This window comes from Pseudolabrys sp., from assembly GCF_035943735.1.
Taxonomy (GTDB): Bacteria; Pseudomonadota; Alphaproteobacteria; order Rhizobiales; family Xanthobacteraceae; genus Pseudolabrys.
This window is the reverse complement of the sequence record NZ_DASZBV010000006.1, coordinates 25885-41182: the sequence shown is the minus strand read 5'-3', so window position 1 is coordinate 41182 and position 15298 is coordinate 25885. Positions and strand designations below refer to the sequence as shown.

Sequence of the window (15298 nt, the reverse complement as noted above, 5' to 3'; positions counted from 1 at the left end):
AACATAAACGGCCACAACTACTTCTTGATGACCGTCGTGCTGCTATCGTGATCGCCATCGCCGACAGTATCAGTGCAGACCTTCGTGGTCTTGATCCGATTTTCGGCTTCTTCTCGCGTCGTAAAGGCCAATGGACCAATTTGAGTGACGACCTCTTTGCCGGCGGGTTTGCTCGTGGTCACAGTACAGTGGTGGCTAGTCGGGTTCTCGACCACATAGTACTCGTCTGCCATTGCAGATCCGGCGAAACCGATGATCATAGCTCCGGCAAGGAACAGTTTGAATTTCATGCTGGCCTCCTTTGTTTGCCGGAAAACGAACGTTCCGACTGAAGCCTTGTTCCGCTCATAGCCGCGGAAACACGCGACGCCCTGTCGCAGGTCTGTCCGAATGATTGGCCCGGAACGGCTTTCCCGTGGAGTGCTTATTCGAGTGAAGAGCCAGCACCCCTCCTGATGCTGGATTGCGAAGGCCGCACTTTCCACGGAGTGCGGCCTTCTTCTTTAGAGACTGGTGCCAATCCTATGATATGGTCGACCGGCGGAGGCACGCCGTTTGCAGGTGCCTCGCCCGAAGTCCGCCCGTCGTCTTAACGTGTCTTGACTTTTATCTTGCCATAAGCCTCGCCTTGGCCTCGTCTAGGTGGGAAGCATTGCCGCTGTTTGCCGCCGAACTTGGGAACTGCTTTAGTCCCCTGAACTAGGCTTTGCCCTGTCGGTTCCGTGATTTCGAGATGCGGCCGATGACTTCTTTGCCATCGAGATCACGGGCCACTCCTCCACGCCGGCACCGGGCCACTGCGTTCGACGAAACGTCTTTGGCTTGTTGCCTAATCTCATTCGCCTTCGAGCTACAGCCTGAACCAGCAGCCTAGAACCACGCGGCAAGGCTAGAGCAAAAGACTAACGCCCCGGCGCGACTCCTAGAGACTAACCAAACGCCTGCGCTCCGCTTCCTGCGCGGTGGCCCACGCGGTGCGATAATCTGAAACGCCGCGACCTCAGGGCGTAGGCGTGGCTCCATCCGATTTGCCGCCCGGCTTCTTCTTGCTTGCAGCTTCAGCAATTTTTGCCTGTTGCTCCCACGCTTCCGCGATCTTCAGCAGTATGAGCTTGTCTTTTGCTGACGCGGTCGCCGCCAGGCGCACGCACTCTCTGACATATTGCCGGTACTGTTGGACCTCCTGCATGTCGTCCTCCTTCGTCTCGCGGTTAAACCCCGGCGTGTCGGAACTCGTTGCAGCCACCACCTCTGATGTGAATAACCGTGAAGATTGGAACCTAGGCTCGGACGAAGGCATTTTTGGTAGTTGCGTGTTGTTCGGGCGAGCCGTGGCGACGCCGGACGAACACCGAGAATGGGCAGCGGCTTGTCTCAGGCTCGCGCGAAATGCGCCTGACGAGCGAACGCGGTCGCTCTGCCTGACGATGGCGGAGGCTTCACGCACGCTGGTTCCTAGACACCGCTGTAAATTTCGTAGCGGCGGCCTCTCTGAAGGGGATTGACGCTGACCTCACGGTCACACCTCAGGCGCTTAGCGCGGGCCTCGGCCGACCCGAGCCCGGGCGCCGTCTCACGTTTGCGCCGCCTCAATCGAGTGCCGCCTTGTCTGCATGTCGTGCTGAGCGATTGGCGCCGTCGATGCTCGGCCGGCTGGAGCGAAATACAGTCTCCAACGCACGTCCGCATTGGATGGCGCGCCACGCTCCCCAATAGTGTCGTCTTTTAGGAGCACTCCCACGCGAGCTTTGGGAAGTGACCTGCGAAGCTCAGTTGTTGCTGGAGCGTGAGTACCGGCCCGGAATTAGCATGTCCGCTGCGAGCGGATGCGACGCGGCAAGCTCGAGCTTAAGGGCTTGGATTTCGGTCATCTTGATCCGTAGCGCGTGCTCGATACGCCGCAGCTCAGCCGGCTCCGTTATGTTACGACGCGCTTCGGCCCTGAGGGCATCAATCTCATCCCTCAAATCGAGTGCGCGTTTGCGCATTTCGTCCAGGGTATGCACAACTCTGTTTCAGTGTTCCGCTGTCGCCCTGCCTCCACCTCAGCCCCCGTCATTGGAGGGGCCCTTGGGCCGCCGGGTTCACGATGTCGCCTATGCTTCATGCGTCTCGTTCAAGACGGTGATCTGACGCACCTCGTCGCTGACCTCTGCTAGGGGGTTCACCACCCGACCAAAGTGAGACGTCTGAGAAGCAGAATCCTCGCGCTGATAAGCCTGTGCTTGCGCTTGACCGGAAGCCGCAGCCTCTGCCCAGTTTAAATCGGGCGCGGCCAGCCGGAGCCCCAACACGGGGGGCAACAATGTGCCGGAGCTTCGCGCTGGCTGCGAAAGAGAAACATTGAGTGATGAAAACAGTTCGAAAGATCACAAAATATCGTATTGAGATATATTGTCGCGGTGCTGGTGAGCGAGCGACCTGAGGCGACCGACTGTCCTCACACTGCACACGCCATTGTCGGGATCGTTCTTGCTGCGCCGATCGGCGGAAAGAAGAAGTCGTCAGAAATGCTGGCGCAATTTGGACTTTGGCTCAGAGATCAGCAAGAGTGAGCGGTCGTTTGTCCCCGGTTGGGCCTAGGTCTGCCCTGCTCCCGCAAGCAGACCTCAAATCGCCTAAGAGCTTGGTCCGCCTCAGGCCATGAGCGGCTGTTTGGCCTATACCGGATGGCGCCGCACTCGCCGGCAGCAATGGGAACTGAGCTCGCTCCGGCCGCCCGTACCAGATCGACCCGGATCGTGAACTCCAAAGTTTCGCAGACCCGGAACGTCTGAAGCCTCCACGGCATATCTCGGCAGGACAGGGGCCATTCGGGCGGTCACAACCGGGAGAGAAGCATGTTGAAGCGTACGCTCTTATCGAGTGCCGCGGCCGTCGTCTTGATCTGCGGGGCGCCCGCCGCGATGGCGAAGTCGAGCCATGATCAGAAAGCCAAAACAGGCCAGGAGATGAGCCAGCCGCAAAAAGCAGGTCAGCATGAATCCAGGGACCTTCAGTCCCGTCCAAGAGAAGCGCAGAAGGATAAACGAGCGGGTTCTTCGCAGGCATCCGAGAACAAGGCAGGACAAGCTGCTAATCAAAGTGCGAAAGCACCCGAAAGCCAGGCCAAACCGAGTACGACCGGCCAAGCGACGCATGAAGAATCGTCCTCTCCGAGCAAGAACACCGGCTTGAGCGAGAAGCCCAGCAGAGCCACATCAGACAGCCAGAAGAGGCCGGAGAAAGCATCGAAGTCCTCACAATCGAAGCAGGCTCAGCCGGACAGCAAAGCGGCCCAGACCCCAGCTAACAGAGCGGCTCAGGCACCAGCCATAGGCACGACTGACAAGCAGACGGGCGAGGAGAAATCCAGCAGCCCGAACGCGCAGAAGAACGCTGTTGCTCCGCAAAACAACGGTACGGCATCGAACTCGGCACAACCTTCCAACGCCGAGTCGAAGAAGGTCGAGGTGCAGGGCGCAAACCTGTCGTCCGATCAGCGCACGAAGGTCACTCGGTTAAGCCAGTCGATCGTCTCGCGGAACGATGCGCCGCGGATCGGCAATCCCGACTTCTCGGTCAGCATCGGCACGGTTATCCCCGCGCACGTGCATTATGTCCGGGTGCCAGAGACACTCGTCGAGGTCTATCCGCAATGGCGGGATGACGACTACTTTGTCGTGCGCGATGAGATCGTCATCGTGGACCACTCACGGCGAATCGTCGCGGTTATCCCCGCCGGGTCCGAACGGGCAAGCAGCGAGGCCACAACGGTCGTCGATCTGAGCCCGGCCGAGATCAGAGAAGTGCAGACGGTCCTTATCGAGAAGGGCTACCTGCACGGCCACGCGGATGGCGAATGGGGCTCCCGTACCCGTGATGCGCTGATCAGCTTCCAGCGCAAGGAAGGCGTGGACCCAACCGGCCGGATTGATGAGCGCACGGTCCAGTCCCTTGGGCTCTCCGGAAAGATCAAGACCAGTTCGAAGCAAGGCGGCAACGAAAACGCCGGCTCGCAGCCCGAGAACGCGTCTAACGGCGCTGGCTCGCAAGCAAAACGCAACGGAACGCCAGCTCGCGAGAGCACTGGCTCCGCGAGCGGCAATACGAATGGCACGGGTAAATCCAGTGACACGGCTGGCCGGAAAGCGAGTTCACCAAACGGAACGAGCGGCCAAGGGACGAAAAACGGTGCGCCTCCGAATGCGACTGAGCAGAAAGGCTCGGTCGGGCAGACCAACGATCAAGGCACGACGCCCAAGACGGAGAAGCGCAGGGAGCGCTACGACAACGGGGCAAAGTAGCCAGCCAATTACTGGAGCCACGGAGCAGTGCAGAGCGTCTTCTCTGATGCCGCTTTCTCGTGATGGCGGGCCATCGAATCCCCGCTTGCGAAGTGGGTCCGAAGGACCTCTCTCCCGTCAGGAGAACTGCCGGCCCGATCGGCCCGGGCCGCGCCATTGGAAGGCGCAGCGAATCAGCTCTCCAAGGCAGCTTACGGGCCGATGATGTCGGCCGTGCAACGAAGGAGAACTGCGACGGATCGCCGTGCGGCGCGTGGCAATCGTCCTTCCTTGATCTCAGACCGGATTGAGGCTCGGTAGCGGGATCAGCTCTGCCAGCTTCCTGAGGTTCTGGGCGGTGGCTGCGAGCAGAGCCGGTCCCTTTCTTAAATATCAAGCGGGCCCGCTTTTGGTCTCTAGTTCCAGCGGGTCCTCGACGTAGCTCGCCTTGATCAGGATATAGACCACCACCGTGATCGGAGCCGCGAGCACGATCCCGGGGGCGCCGAACACGAGATCGACAGCGACGATGCCGATCAGGATTAGCGCCGGCGGAATGGTGATGAAGTGTCGCTCAAGCAGCGGTGCGGCGATATAGCCTTCGATTAAATGCACGAGGAGATAAAGCCCAGCCGTCCACAGGATCGGCCACCAGCCAAGCGTCAGCGCGACGAGCAGGGCCGGAAAAGCGCTGACGAATGGCCCGACATACGGAACGATCTCGGCGATCCCGGAGATGAGCGCAAGCGCGGCCGGGTCGGGAAGGCCAATGATGAGCAACCCGACGGCCGTTAGGGCGCCAACGATGAGCATCAGCACAAGTTGGCCGAGCAGCCAGCGGCGCAACGCCGTTTCGACGAGGTCGATCATCTCCCGCACGCGCGGTCGCGATTCCGTACTGAACATCGCGATAATGCCGCCACTGTAGAGCTTCGGTTGCGCGGCAAGGTAGATCGCGGTGATGACGAGGACGATCAAAGCCTCGAGGAAGTGCAAGCCGAGGGAGGCAAAATCGGTGACGAACGAGGTGATGAGCGATGAGCCCTTCTCGGCCATCGTGGTGCCGAGATCGCTGCCGCCGTGTTGCGCCAGCATGTTTTGCAGCGATCGCTGGCCTGCTTCGACCTGTTTCATCACTCCGCTGAGCTGGGAGGCGAGTTGCGACCCGAATAGGCATGCCGTCCCGACAAATACGACAATGACCAGCAGCGTGGCCAGGCCGAGCCCGATTTTTTCCGAACAGCGCGTCCATCGCGCGAGGATGCGACCGAGCGAGCCGAGCAGGATCGCGGTCAGGAATGCGCCGAAGGCGAGCAATAAGGCGAGCCGTGCATCCCACAAAACCCAAACGAGCAGCGCCGCGGCGCCCCATGTCAGCGCAACCTGAAACTGTCGGCGGTTGCTTCGCCTAGCCATGAATACAGCATATGCCTGCGCGCCCATGTTGAGCGCGTTCGTAGCTGAGTGAACCGGTTGCAACTGCGGTCATTTCTGACCCGATGGTATGCTCCACGCCATTATCTTGCCACGTCTCCAGCAGCATCGGCGCGCACTTAAGCAAAGCTGACGTGTGCGGGGAGCGGAGCGCTGCCGCTGCCCTGCGCGAGTGCGCGCAGCGCCAGCTTGAGCAACCGACGATGAGCGTCTTGCAGCGGGGTTGGTGGTGACGTTGCGCGCGTGGCCGAGCGGATCGACCGACTTGATTGTGCGGGCCAACCGCTCATGCTTCTTGGCAAGCTGCCGCGCGGTGGTCTCTGTCTGCACATGGCCGACCGCGAAAGGCGCCACCGCAACCATGTAGCTGGCGCCGCGGATCGCATCGCCGATCGAGCAGTTGTCCCAGAGTTGGTCGGCGAAGGCGTCAAAGTCGCCGATCCGCCCTAGGATGAGCGCGATGGTCGAGCGGGAGCCCGGACGCACGAGCCCGAGCGTCAGGCCGCCAGTCACGCTGGGCAGGAAGTGCATGTTGACGCTCGTCGCCCGGAGCCGCGACCATAGATTGCTCTCGGCAATGCGGCAGAAAAGGCAGGTGACAGCCCCGAAGCCTGCGCGCTGTAATTCGGCTACCATGCCGGTAAGATAGCCCAGCCCGACGGTGGGGCTGTCGATCAGCACCAGAATTTCGTGCCTGGAGTGGTTGCCGACATTGGCGAGGTTCCTATTCTTGAGGTCGGGACCGGCTACGTGCGAGTCGACATGGGCGACGAGGTGCCCGTTATCGCGCTCGGCAGCGGCCGGCTCGAGCCGAATATCGGCGCGCAACGGTTCACCGGGCGGTAGGCAAGTTCCGTCTGCCAGTACGAACTCGGAATCGAGTTGCGCGGGCTGAACTCGGACCAGACAGTTCGGGTCGTTGGTAAACTCCGAAACGCGCTGCCGTAGACTAGCCCCGCGAACCAGACGGTACACCGCGGGTTCGATTAGCCGACTATAAGCCGAATGTTGCGAGTACAACGGCGGTCATTCCCTAAGGGCCCCATAGAAGTGACGCCGTCATAATCTTGGCGTTCCCGCGAATCGAAAAATCACACTGGACTTTCGCACGAAATGCTTTCCGCCGGTCGAAACGTCCGATCGGGCTATACGATATGAAGGTGGAGGATGGCTTTCCCATCATCGTCAATGGCAATATCGCCGATCGCCACATGTACTTGAGCAAGGGCAATACCGATAATGGCATGTGCAGCGTGAGGACAGTCGGTCGCCTCAGGTCGCTCGCTCAGCAGCACCGCGACGATATATCTCAATACGATATTTCGTAAGTTTTCGAACCTTTCTCGTCCTTCAATGTTTTTCTCTCGCAGCCAGCGCGAAGCTCCGGCACATTGTCGCCTCCGTGTTGGGGGCTCCGGCTGGCCGCACCCGTCCTCTGTAGTATTTCGAACATTCGTTGACCAGATGAAATCAGTGACCGGCTACTCCGCCTGCTTGCAATATCGGTCCACTCAGTGCCGAAAGTAATCGGGCGATGAGCACAGCCCCCGCCGCTCCTGAAGTGTTACTGATCACGAAAGATAATCGCCTCTTTCATACACTCGAGCCAGACTTTGTGCGATCGGGCCTGTTCCTTACTCGCCTTGGGTCATTGGCACAGGCAATCAATTACGAGATCGCAGAGTCGGTAATCGCAGCGCTGTTGGATGTCGGGCCGGAAGATAAGGATGCTGTTTCAGCAATTGCGTCGATAAAGGCGAAGCACGCCGAAATAAAATGCATCATACTAAGCAGTTATGCAACGATAGCCATGGCGGTCGCAGTAACGAAAGCAGGCGCCTCAGACGTAATCCCGAGGCCGGGATGTTCTGAGCATCTTCTGAACCATATCCTTGGCCGAAACATTTATAACTCTCACGCGCTGACGGCAATGCACCCGGATTTAGTTCAATTGCATCACATCTTGGATTTTTATGAAGCGTGCGGATGCAATAAGGCGGAGACCGCCAGACGTCTTCGTATGCACGTTCGTACTCTTGGCCGAATTTTAAACCGGGGAGAGGCTGCGGCTTCGGATCAAGCGCAAGCACCGGCTCATCAACGCAGAGGTTCTGCTTCGCAGGCATCTCCCTTGCACAGGTTCTACAAGTCGCCCCCTTCGGGATCTGTCAGTCGGCTGCCTAAGCAAGTGGCCGCTAGCGATGGGTGTCAAGCTGAAGCATCGGCAGCGCACCGCGACTTATGAATGCCTTCAACTCGCCCATTTATACTTGTCGTGGTGGGGCTTGCTTTCGAGGCCCGTATTGCCCGGGCCAGCAAGGGAGCCACTGTCTGCTGCCGGCGCGGCAGCGAAGCGGAAGCCGCAATGGAGCGGGCGCTCCACGACCCGCGCTGCCGCGGGGCCATCAGCTTCGGTATTGCAGGGGGGCTCGACCACAGGCTGCGGACTGGCACGCATCTCGTCGCCTCCGAAATCGCGACCCCGAAGGGTCCGGTACCGACCGATGCCCGTTGGTCGCAGCGGCTCATGCAAGCCAGCAGCCGGTCGCGTCGTGCCCGCATTCTCGGCGCCGACCGCGTGATCATCGACCCCGAGGATAAGCGCGAACTGTTCGAAACGACCGGCGCCCTCGCGGTCGACACAGAGTCACATATAACCGCGCTGATAGCGCGGGACCGCGGTCTGCCCTTCGCCTGCCTGCGGATCGTTGCCGATCCGGCGCATCGCCGTGTGCCGGAAGCAGCGCTGTGCGGCCTCCATCCCGACGGGCGCGCTAATCCGCTCGGCGTCATGCGCGCGCTGATGCGGCGGCCGCATGATGTGCCAGTGCTGCTCTCGATCGCGCGCGACACTTGGCTGGCGCGCCGCAGCCTGTCGCGGGCGATGGCTATGCTCGGCGACGACCTCGGCCTGCCGGGGCTCGAGGCCGCCGCGCCCGCGCAGGTCATCGAGATCGTAGGCGACGAACTGCTCGCCGGCGCGCCCTGAGGCTCCGTGATCTGGAAAATGGCAGTTCTCACGATCACCCTAACTGGTACCCTGCTTATCATCAGCGCCGCCAAGTGCACTCACGTTCTGCCGCCGTACTGAGCTTTTCAGGCCAATCGCTCGACCCCGCCGCTGTCGCTTTCTTTGCTCATGGCCACCGGCGAAAAATTCCTGTAGTCAGTATCAAGCGGGTTGAGAGCACCGCGCCCGTCGCCCTTTCAACTTTTAGCTCCAGATCTGTCGAGCATCATTGGGCCGTTCTGGATTATACCCGGCCAGGGCTCATTGCGGACGCGAATTAGGACCACGTGAGACTCTCTCCGGGACAATTCACTCCTGTGATCAACAGGATCTCCGCGGCGCAATCCCCGCACGCAGATTCAGCACTCGATAGAAGACGCCATCTCGTAACCTGCGGACGCGGCGCCCTCCACCTCGCATGTTGCCGGAAGGGCCAGGCTTTCAAATTTCTCCTTCGCGCGCCAGCTTCGATATTATTCGTCGTCCCTGCGGCTACATGCCGCAATTTAGATTTGCGATATAGCCGTTCGCTCAAGGCGGCAGCGACGGAACGATCCCAACGTGGCCAATGTTCACATTCTGGAGCGACGACGAAGGAGCAAGCACGATGCGGAAATTGATCATCACAACGGCCCTGGTGTGCGCGGTTGCGTCGCCAGCCATCGCCGCAAATCTTTCAACCAACGGGGCTAGCACGCCGACGAATTCCGCTTCCACGCAGTCGCCCCAGAACCTACCCAGCGAAATACGCTCTAAGCTGCAGCAGGACGGCTTTACCAACGTTCAGATCGTCCCTGGATCATTCCTCGTCAGCGCAAAGGACAAGAACGGGGACCCGGTCAACATGGTCATCGGTCCGAACTCGATGATGATGCTCACCGAAGTGCCGAATTCGAGCAAGTCGGGAAGTGGCACGACCGGCAGTGCCGGCTCCCAAGGCTCGGCCGGAACGACTTCCGGGTCGAAATGACGTCTTGCTGCTCGTGGCGGACGCCGGCGTGCGCATCGGCCTCGCTGCGTGCCGGCGGGCAGCGGCTCCAACCAATGCGCTGGCTGACATGGCCGATTGCTGTATATTCTCTCTCCAATTCCTCTGCTCAATTTCCAGCAGAGGAGCCGTGAACGTTTCGGCCGGACAATGAAGCAAGAATTCCCGAAGGTCATGTGCCCGGGATGCAAGGTCGAAATGACCGCAATTAGATCAGAGCCAGGCAAATACAAGGGGCTCGGCGAGGTCACCTATCGATGCCCTCAATGCGGGACCATTACACCTCGGCAGCTACAACTTCGGCCACGGGATAAGAGCCAGAAGCAGCCTTAGCGGCTGCAGATACCCGAGCTTCCCTCAGCGCTCAAGCTGCAGTCCGATTGAGCAAAATGTAATAGCGCTTAGCGGCAGCATCTTAGCAATGACGGAGGTTCACGTCCCGCCACTCGCCGAGCGGCTGTCGCAAGCAGGCTTCGCGACTTTCGACGCCCTAGTCAGCTTCGGGCCATGAGCGGCTGTCGCCCACGACGCTGCGCAGGTCCGATCACCGCTCGGAAGCTGACCAGACGCGCTCCGGCGGCCTGGTCAGGCTCGGGCAAAAGGGGCCCCGGCGTCTGGCCTTGCAGCAAAATTCCTCGCAATGCCTCGGGGCACCACCGCCCCCCCGTAAATTTACGTATTTGCCGTGGCAATCCGAGCAATAGGGTGCGCGGCGGTTCCCCCCATTATTCCCGCCAGCCGTCGCCCCCCAGAATGAGCCGTCACAGAGGCCGTCGCAGCGACCTGAGCATCGAGCGCGACTTTCCGCACGCGGTTGAAATCGATGTCCTACCAGGTGGGTTGGGCAAGCGAATGGATGCTATGAATGACTGGCATCGGCAGCGCGGGATTGCGATCGTCAACGGGCGCAATCGCCACGACGGATCGATTTGGCATTCGCACTGGTGCTTTGCCCGACAGGCAGACGCTGCAGAGTTCGCCGCCCGGTTTCACGGCCGATTGATCTAAACGCGGCGCGTTCCCAGCGCCTCGGTGTGCCGCGGTGGTCACGTCCGGCCGTCACGAACCAAGCTGGGGATGTCCGATCTATGGTGAGATGGGGACCTCGCGCGCTTCGGCGCCTTGGTCGGTCTTGGGACAGGTCCGGCTCTGGCCGAGCTGATTGAGCAGCCCCGATCTACGCGAGGAACCGGACCTCACGCCCGCCAGCAGCTTAGTCCGGGTCAGGCCATCGGCCGTCGGGAATTCGCATGAACGCGTCCGCTCTAATCCGAAAACCCGAAGTCAGATTTGACCGGCTCAATTTGAGCGCAGGAAGTTGACCGATTCGACCGGTCACTCCGGCAGAATCGCAGCTATCGGCTCGGCTTGCCACTGGAGCACCGATTGTGCAGAGATTCTCCAGGGAAGGAGCGGCGCAATGCCCAGTTATGACGGGGTGCTCTTGGGCGCCGGCCACAACGGACTCATCCTGCAAGCCTATCTCGGCATGGCGGGGCTGAAGACCGTGGCTCTGGAACGGCGCCAGATCGCCGGCGGCGGCCTCAGCACGATGGAGGACCCGCGCTTCCCTGGCTTCCTGCACAACACACATGCCTTCTTTCAGCGCGCAGTGACCGGGATGCCCTGGTATCACGACCTTGACCTTGCCGCGCGCGGTGCCGAGTACATAGAGCCTGAGCTCAACGTCGCCATGCTCACCCGCGACGGGCGAGCGCTCGAATGGTGGACGGACTTCGAGCGTACGGCGGAGTCCTTCAAGGTCTTCGATGCAGATGATGCTGCCACCTTACGCCGGTGGCATGACGACTTCATCCCGATCGTCGAGAACATTCTCATGTGGGAAAGCCGGTCCCCTCCCCTGCCGGCGCACGAGCGACGGGCGCTGATTGAGCGCAGCGCGATGGGGCGCAAATTGCTGGAGGCAAGCGCGCTTTCGCCCCTCGAATTTGTGCAGCGCGAATTCAAAAATCCGGTGATCCAGGCCGGCCTCCTGTTCTTCAACGGGCTTCGCGAGGTCGATCTTCGCCTTCGTGGCTTCGGTCACCACATCGCGGCACTGCTCGCGAGCCCTGCGAAGGCACAGATGAGCCGCGGCGGCACGGCTGCGCTCGGCCGCGCATTGGAGCGGGCCGTGCGCGAGACAGGCGGCGAGATCCGTCTGCTGACCGAGCCCAAACGGATAGTTGTTGAGAACGACAAGGTCACGGGCGTTGAGACGGCGACTGGCGAATTCATCCGGGCCAACTTCGTCGCGTCCTCGCTCAATCCGCACCAGACCTTTCTCGATCTGCTGGACCAGAGGCTTCTGTCGAAGAGCTACGCTGAAAAGGCGGCCGCCTTCGCCTACAATCTCATTGCGCCGCTGTTCGCATTGAACGTCAATCTGTCCGAGGCGCCCGCGTACCGAGCCTCCCAGGCGCATCCGGAGCTTACACGGGCCTTCATGGTCATTATGGGGCTTGATCACGTCGATCAGTTCTCAGACATTGTTCGTCACCACGAGGCCGGCACGATCCCGCCGACAGTGATGTGGGGCGCCTGCCCGACCTTGTTCGATCCCTCGCAGGCGCCGGCCGGCAAGCACACGGCCTTCATGTGGGAGAAGCTCCCCTATCGTCTGCACGGCGACGCGCAGAATTGGGACCGCGAACGTGATGCTCACGGCCAACGCATGCTTGCGGTCTGGCGCGAGTTCGCGCCGAACATGGCGGATGCGGTGCTCGGCTCGTTCACGCGCTCAGCGCTGGATGTCGAGCGCTGCTTGCCGAACATGCGCGAAGGCGACCTGCTGGTCGGTGCCTTCGCCAACGGACAGATCGGCTACGACCGGCCATTTCCAGGTGCGGGCGACTATCGCGGTCCCTTCCGTGGACTTTATCTCTGCGGATCGAGTAGCCATCCTGGCGGGAACGTCACCGGTCTGCCGGGATACAACGCCGCGCAGGTCGTTCTCGCGGACCTCGGCCTCAGAGCAGACTGGGCGCCGCCGCCCCTGTCCGACCGCTTGGCGCGATTATAACGTTCGAGTTGCGGTGCCGGGCGCACCGCGACTACCGATTGCGTCGGTTCGAAAATCCTGTGGCCGGACAAAGTCCGCTCAAGCGCGAACGTGGACGGCCGTCAGCCGCGCGATCAGATCGCCGGTCGAGGCCACGTCGCTGAATTTGCTGCAGAAAGCCACCAGAGTCGCGTTGTGCTGGTCTTCGGTGTGATCGGCATTCGCGTCACTGACCATTGTGGTCCGGAAGTCCAGCAGCATCGCGTCGCGGGCCGTACACTCGCAACAGGTGTTGGTCGTCGTCCCACCGACCCAGACGGTGGTGATGCCCCGGGCACGTAACTCCTGTTCGAGAACGGACGACCCCTGGATAAAGGCGCTTTAGCGCGTCTTCTCGATTGTCAGGTCGACAGGCCGCACGTCGAGTCCCGGCCAGAGTTGCGCTCCGAAGGCCTTAGGCGCCAGCGCGGCAGCACGCCGGGCGCTTCGCTCAAGCTTATTCAGAACCGTGTGGCATGCCGCCTTATCACACAACCGTCTTCACGCGTTCGATACAGGTAGAGATGACCTCGTCCATGGGCAGCGACCACCAACGCTGCGAGAACAGCTCGACCTCGACATAGCCCGAGTAGCCCAGTTCCTCGACCGCAGCCCGGGCGCGCGGGATATCGACGACGCCGTCGCCCATCATGCCACGGTCGTTCAACATGTCCGTCGTCGGCACGAGCCAATCGCAGACGTGGAACGCAAGCATGCGCTCGCGACCGCAGCGGCCGATCTGGCGATAGAGCTCGTGATCCCACCAGGTATGGTACAGATCGAGTGCGATGCCGAGCATGCCGCTGCGCGCCGGATCGATGCGGTCGCACAGGTCGAGAGCGTGTCGCATCGTATTTACGCAGGCGCGGTCGGCCGCGTACATCGGATGCAGAGGCTCGATGGCGAGTGGCATGCGCGCGCCGCGGGCATAATCGAGCAGTTCGGCGATCGCATCGGCGACCTGTTCCTGGGCCGCAGACAGGTCCTTCGATGCCGCACTTCCTGGACGCGAATATTGCGGCAGGCCCCCAACGACCAGAATGAGACAGGAGGCGCCCAAGGCCACCGCCTCGTCGACCGCCCTCCGATTGTCGTCGCGCGCGTCCGTGCGGTGTCCGGCATCGCACGGGAACATCCCGCCGCGGCAATAGCCGGACAATTCCAGCCCCGCGTCGCGCACCGCTTTCACTGCGGCCTTGAGCCCGACCGCGGCGACCTGGTCGCGCCAGGGATCGATGGCGCGCACGCCATGCCGGGCACAGGCATCCACGATCTCGATCAATGAGCCCTGTCGACGCACCGTGGCCGTGTTCAGAGAAAACCAGCGGTGGTCCTTGGAGAGGTCGCGCATCAACCGCCCACGCCTCGGCTCGCCATGACATGGCGCATCCGCGCGGCCGCCATGTCAGGGTCACGCAGCAGGCCGGCCGCATCGGCGAGCCGAAAGATTTCGGCCAGATGCAGCGTCGACCGCGCGCTTTCCTGCCCGCCGACGACAGTGAAATGATCCTGATGACCGTTCAGATAGGCCATGAAGACGACGCCGGTCTTGTAGAACCGCGTCGGGCTTTTGAAGATGTCGCGCGAGAGCGGGACCGTCGACGCGAGAATCTGCTCGAAGCTCGCGCGGTCGTTGGCAGCAAGGCGGACCAAGGCCGCCGAGGCGGCAGGCGCGATGACGTCGAAGATACCGAGCAATGCATGCGAATAGCCCTGCGCATCGCCAGCTATGAGTTCCGCGTAATTGAAGTCGTCGCCGGTATACATCAGAACGCCGGGCTTCAGCCGTCGGCGCATGGCGACCTCCCTGTCTTTGTCGAGCAGTGAGACCTTCACCCCGTCGACCTTGGACGCGTGCGCATTGATGATCGCGGTCGCCGTGTCCATGGCCTCGGTCAGATTAGACGAGCCCCAGTAACCGGCCAGCGCCGGATCGAACATGTCCCCGAGCCAGTGGATGATGACCGGCTCGCGAACGCTTTCGAGAATCCGTCCATAAACCGCAGCGTAGTCGTCAGGCGAACGCGCGACCCTGGCCAAGGCGCGCGAGGCCATCAGCACGATGCGACCGCCGATTCCCTCGATCGCCTCGATCTGCTCTTCGTAGGCGCGGATAACGTCATCGATGCTCCTGGCATCCGCCGGAGCGAGCTGATCGGTGCCACAACCGGAGAAGACGAGCCCGTTGCAGGCACGCGCGGCGGCCACGGACCGGCTGATGAGTTCGAACGAAGTCGGCCAGTCGACGCCCATTCCGCGTTGCGCGGTGTCCATCGCCTCGGCGACGCCAAGCCCGAGGCCCCACAGATGCTCGCGAAAGGCGATCGTACGGTCCCAGTCAATCGCGCAATCGAGCCAGGGATCGTTATCCGCCAGTGGGTCGGCCACCACGTGCGCGGCGGCGAATGCAGTGCGGTTGAGCTCGCCGGCGGCCCGCGATGGGAAATCAGACGGGGCCGAAAGCCGAAAGCGTTCGATCGTTCGGTCCGCCCGCGGGAGATCGATTGCAATTGCCTGCAAGGGCCTGTCGATGCGGTTCATGCGGAAACCTCCTCCGCCAT

General features: G+C 61.5%; 12 protein-coding genes. 4 read left to right on the top strand and 8 right to left on the bottom strand.

The genetic code is table 11. The features are described 5' to 3' along the window. Positions 1-17: 17 nt before the first annotated feature. Together VGV41_RS03240 and VGV41_RS03235 are read right to left on the bottom strand one after the other, a co-directional pair. Positions 18-290, bottom strand: coding sequence for a hypothetical protein (locus tag VGV41_RS03240; RefSeq protein ID WP_326862219.1), 273 nt, complete (start codon positions 288-290; stop codon positions 18-20). A 710-nt stretch (positions 291-1000) separates the two neighbouring features. Continuing rightward, a complete protein-coding gene (locus VGV41_RS03235; RefSeq protein ID WP_326862218.1) occupies positions 1001-1189 on the bottom strand; it encodes a hypothetical protein in 189 nt (62 codons plus the stop codon). A gap of 1651 nt (positions 1190-2840) precedes the next feature. Between VGV41_RS03235 and VGV41_RS03230 the strand changes: the two genes are divergently transcribed. Beyond that, positions 2841-4286 carry a peptidoglycan-binding protein gene (locus tag VGV41_RS03230; protein WP_326862217.1) on the top strand — a complete coding sequence of 482 codons (1446 nt, stop codon included), beginning with the start codon at positions 2841-2843 and terminating at the stop codon, positions 4284-4286. A gap of 372 nt (positions 4287-4658) precedes the next feature. Here VGV41_RS03230 and VGV41_RS03225 read toward each other — a convergent pair whose 3' ends face one another. The 3 genes from VGV41_RS03225 to VGV41_RS03215 form a co-directional block, all read right to left on the bottom strand. Then, a complete protein-coding gene (locus VGV41_RS03225) occupies positions 4659-5708 on the bottom strand; it encodes an AI-2E family transporter (protein ID WP_326862216.1) in 1050 nt (349 codons plus the stop codon). 42 nt (positions 5709-5750) lie between these two features. After that, a complete protein-coding gene (locus VGV41_RS03220) occupies positions 5751-6527 on the bottom strand; it encodes a glycosyltransferase (RefSeq protein WP_326862215.1) in 777 nt (258 codons plus the stop codon). A 317-nt stretch (positions 6528-6844) separates the two neighbouring features. Beyond that, positions 6845-7012 carry a hypothetical protein gene (locus tag VGV41_RS03215; protein ID WP_326862214.1) on the bottom strand — a complete coding sequence of 56 codons (168 nt, stop codon included), beginning with the start codon at positions 7010-7012 and terminating at the stop codon, positions 6845-6847. A 932-nt stretch (positions 7013-7944) separates the two neighbouring features. Here VGV41_RS03215 and VGV41_RS03210 point away from each other — a divergent pair. The 3 genes from VGV41_RS03210 (at position 7945) to VGV41_RS03200 (ending at position 12719) form a co-directional block, all read left to right on the top strand. Next, positions 7945-8688: a phosphorylase gene (locus tag VGV41_RS03210; protein WP_326862213.1), complete on the top strand. Its 744-nt coding sequence runs from the start codon at positions 7945-7947 to the stop codon at positions 8686-8688. Positions 8689-9316: 628 nt separating this feature from the next. Beyond that, positions 9317-9679: a hypothetical protein gene (locus VGV41_RS03205; RefSeq protein ID WP_326862212.1), complete on the top strand. Its 363-nt coding sequence runs from the start codon at positions 9317-9319 to the stop codon at positions 9677-9679. A gap of 1438 nt (positions 9680-11117) precedes the next feature. Further along, on the top strand, positions 11118-12719 hold the full coding sequence (locus tag VGV41_RS03200) for an NAD(P)/FAD-dependent oxidoreductase (protein ID WP_326862211.1): 1602 nt from the start codon (positions 11118-11120) through the stop codon (positions 12717-12719). A 78-nt stretch (positions 12720-12797) separates the two neighbouring features. On the opposite strand, the gene VGV41_RS03195 is transcribed toward VGV41_RS03200, so the two are convergent. The 3 genes from VGV41_RS03195 to VGV41_RS03185 form a co-directional block, all read right to left on the bottom strand. Further along, positions 12798-13070 (bottom strand): isochorismatase family protein, encoded by a 273-nt coding sequence (locus tag VGV41_RS03195; protein WP_326862479.1) that lies wholly within the window; start codon positions 13068-13070, stop codon positions 12798-12800. A 154-nt stretch (positions 13071-13224) separates the two neighbouring features. After that, positions 13225-14088 carry a sugar phosphate isomerase/epimerase family protein gene (locus VGV41_RS03190; RefSeq protein WP_326862210.1) on the bottom strand — a complete coding sequence of 288 codons (864 nt, stop codon included), beginning with the start codon at positions 14086-14088 and terminating at the stop codon, positions 13225-13227. Then, positions 14088-15278 (bottom strand): dihydrodipicolinate synthase family protein, encoded by a 1191-nt coding sequence (locus VGV41_RS03185; protein ID WP_326862209.1) that lies wholly within the window; start codon positions 15276-15278, stop codon positions 14088-14090. Before VGV41_RS03185 ends, VGV41_RS03190 begins: the two co-directional genes overlap by 1 nt. Positions 15279-15298 lie beyond the last annotated feature (20 nt).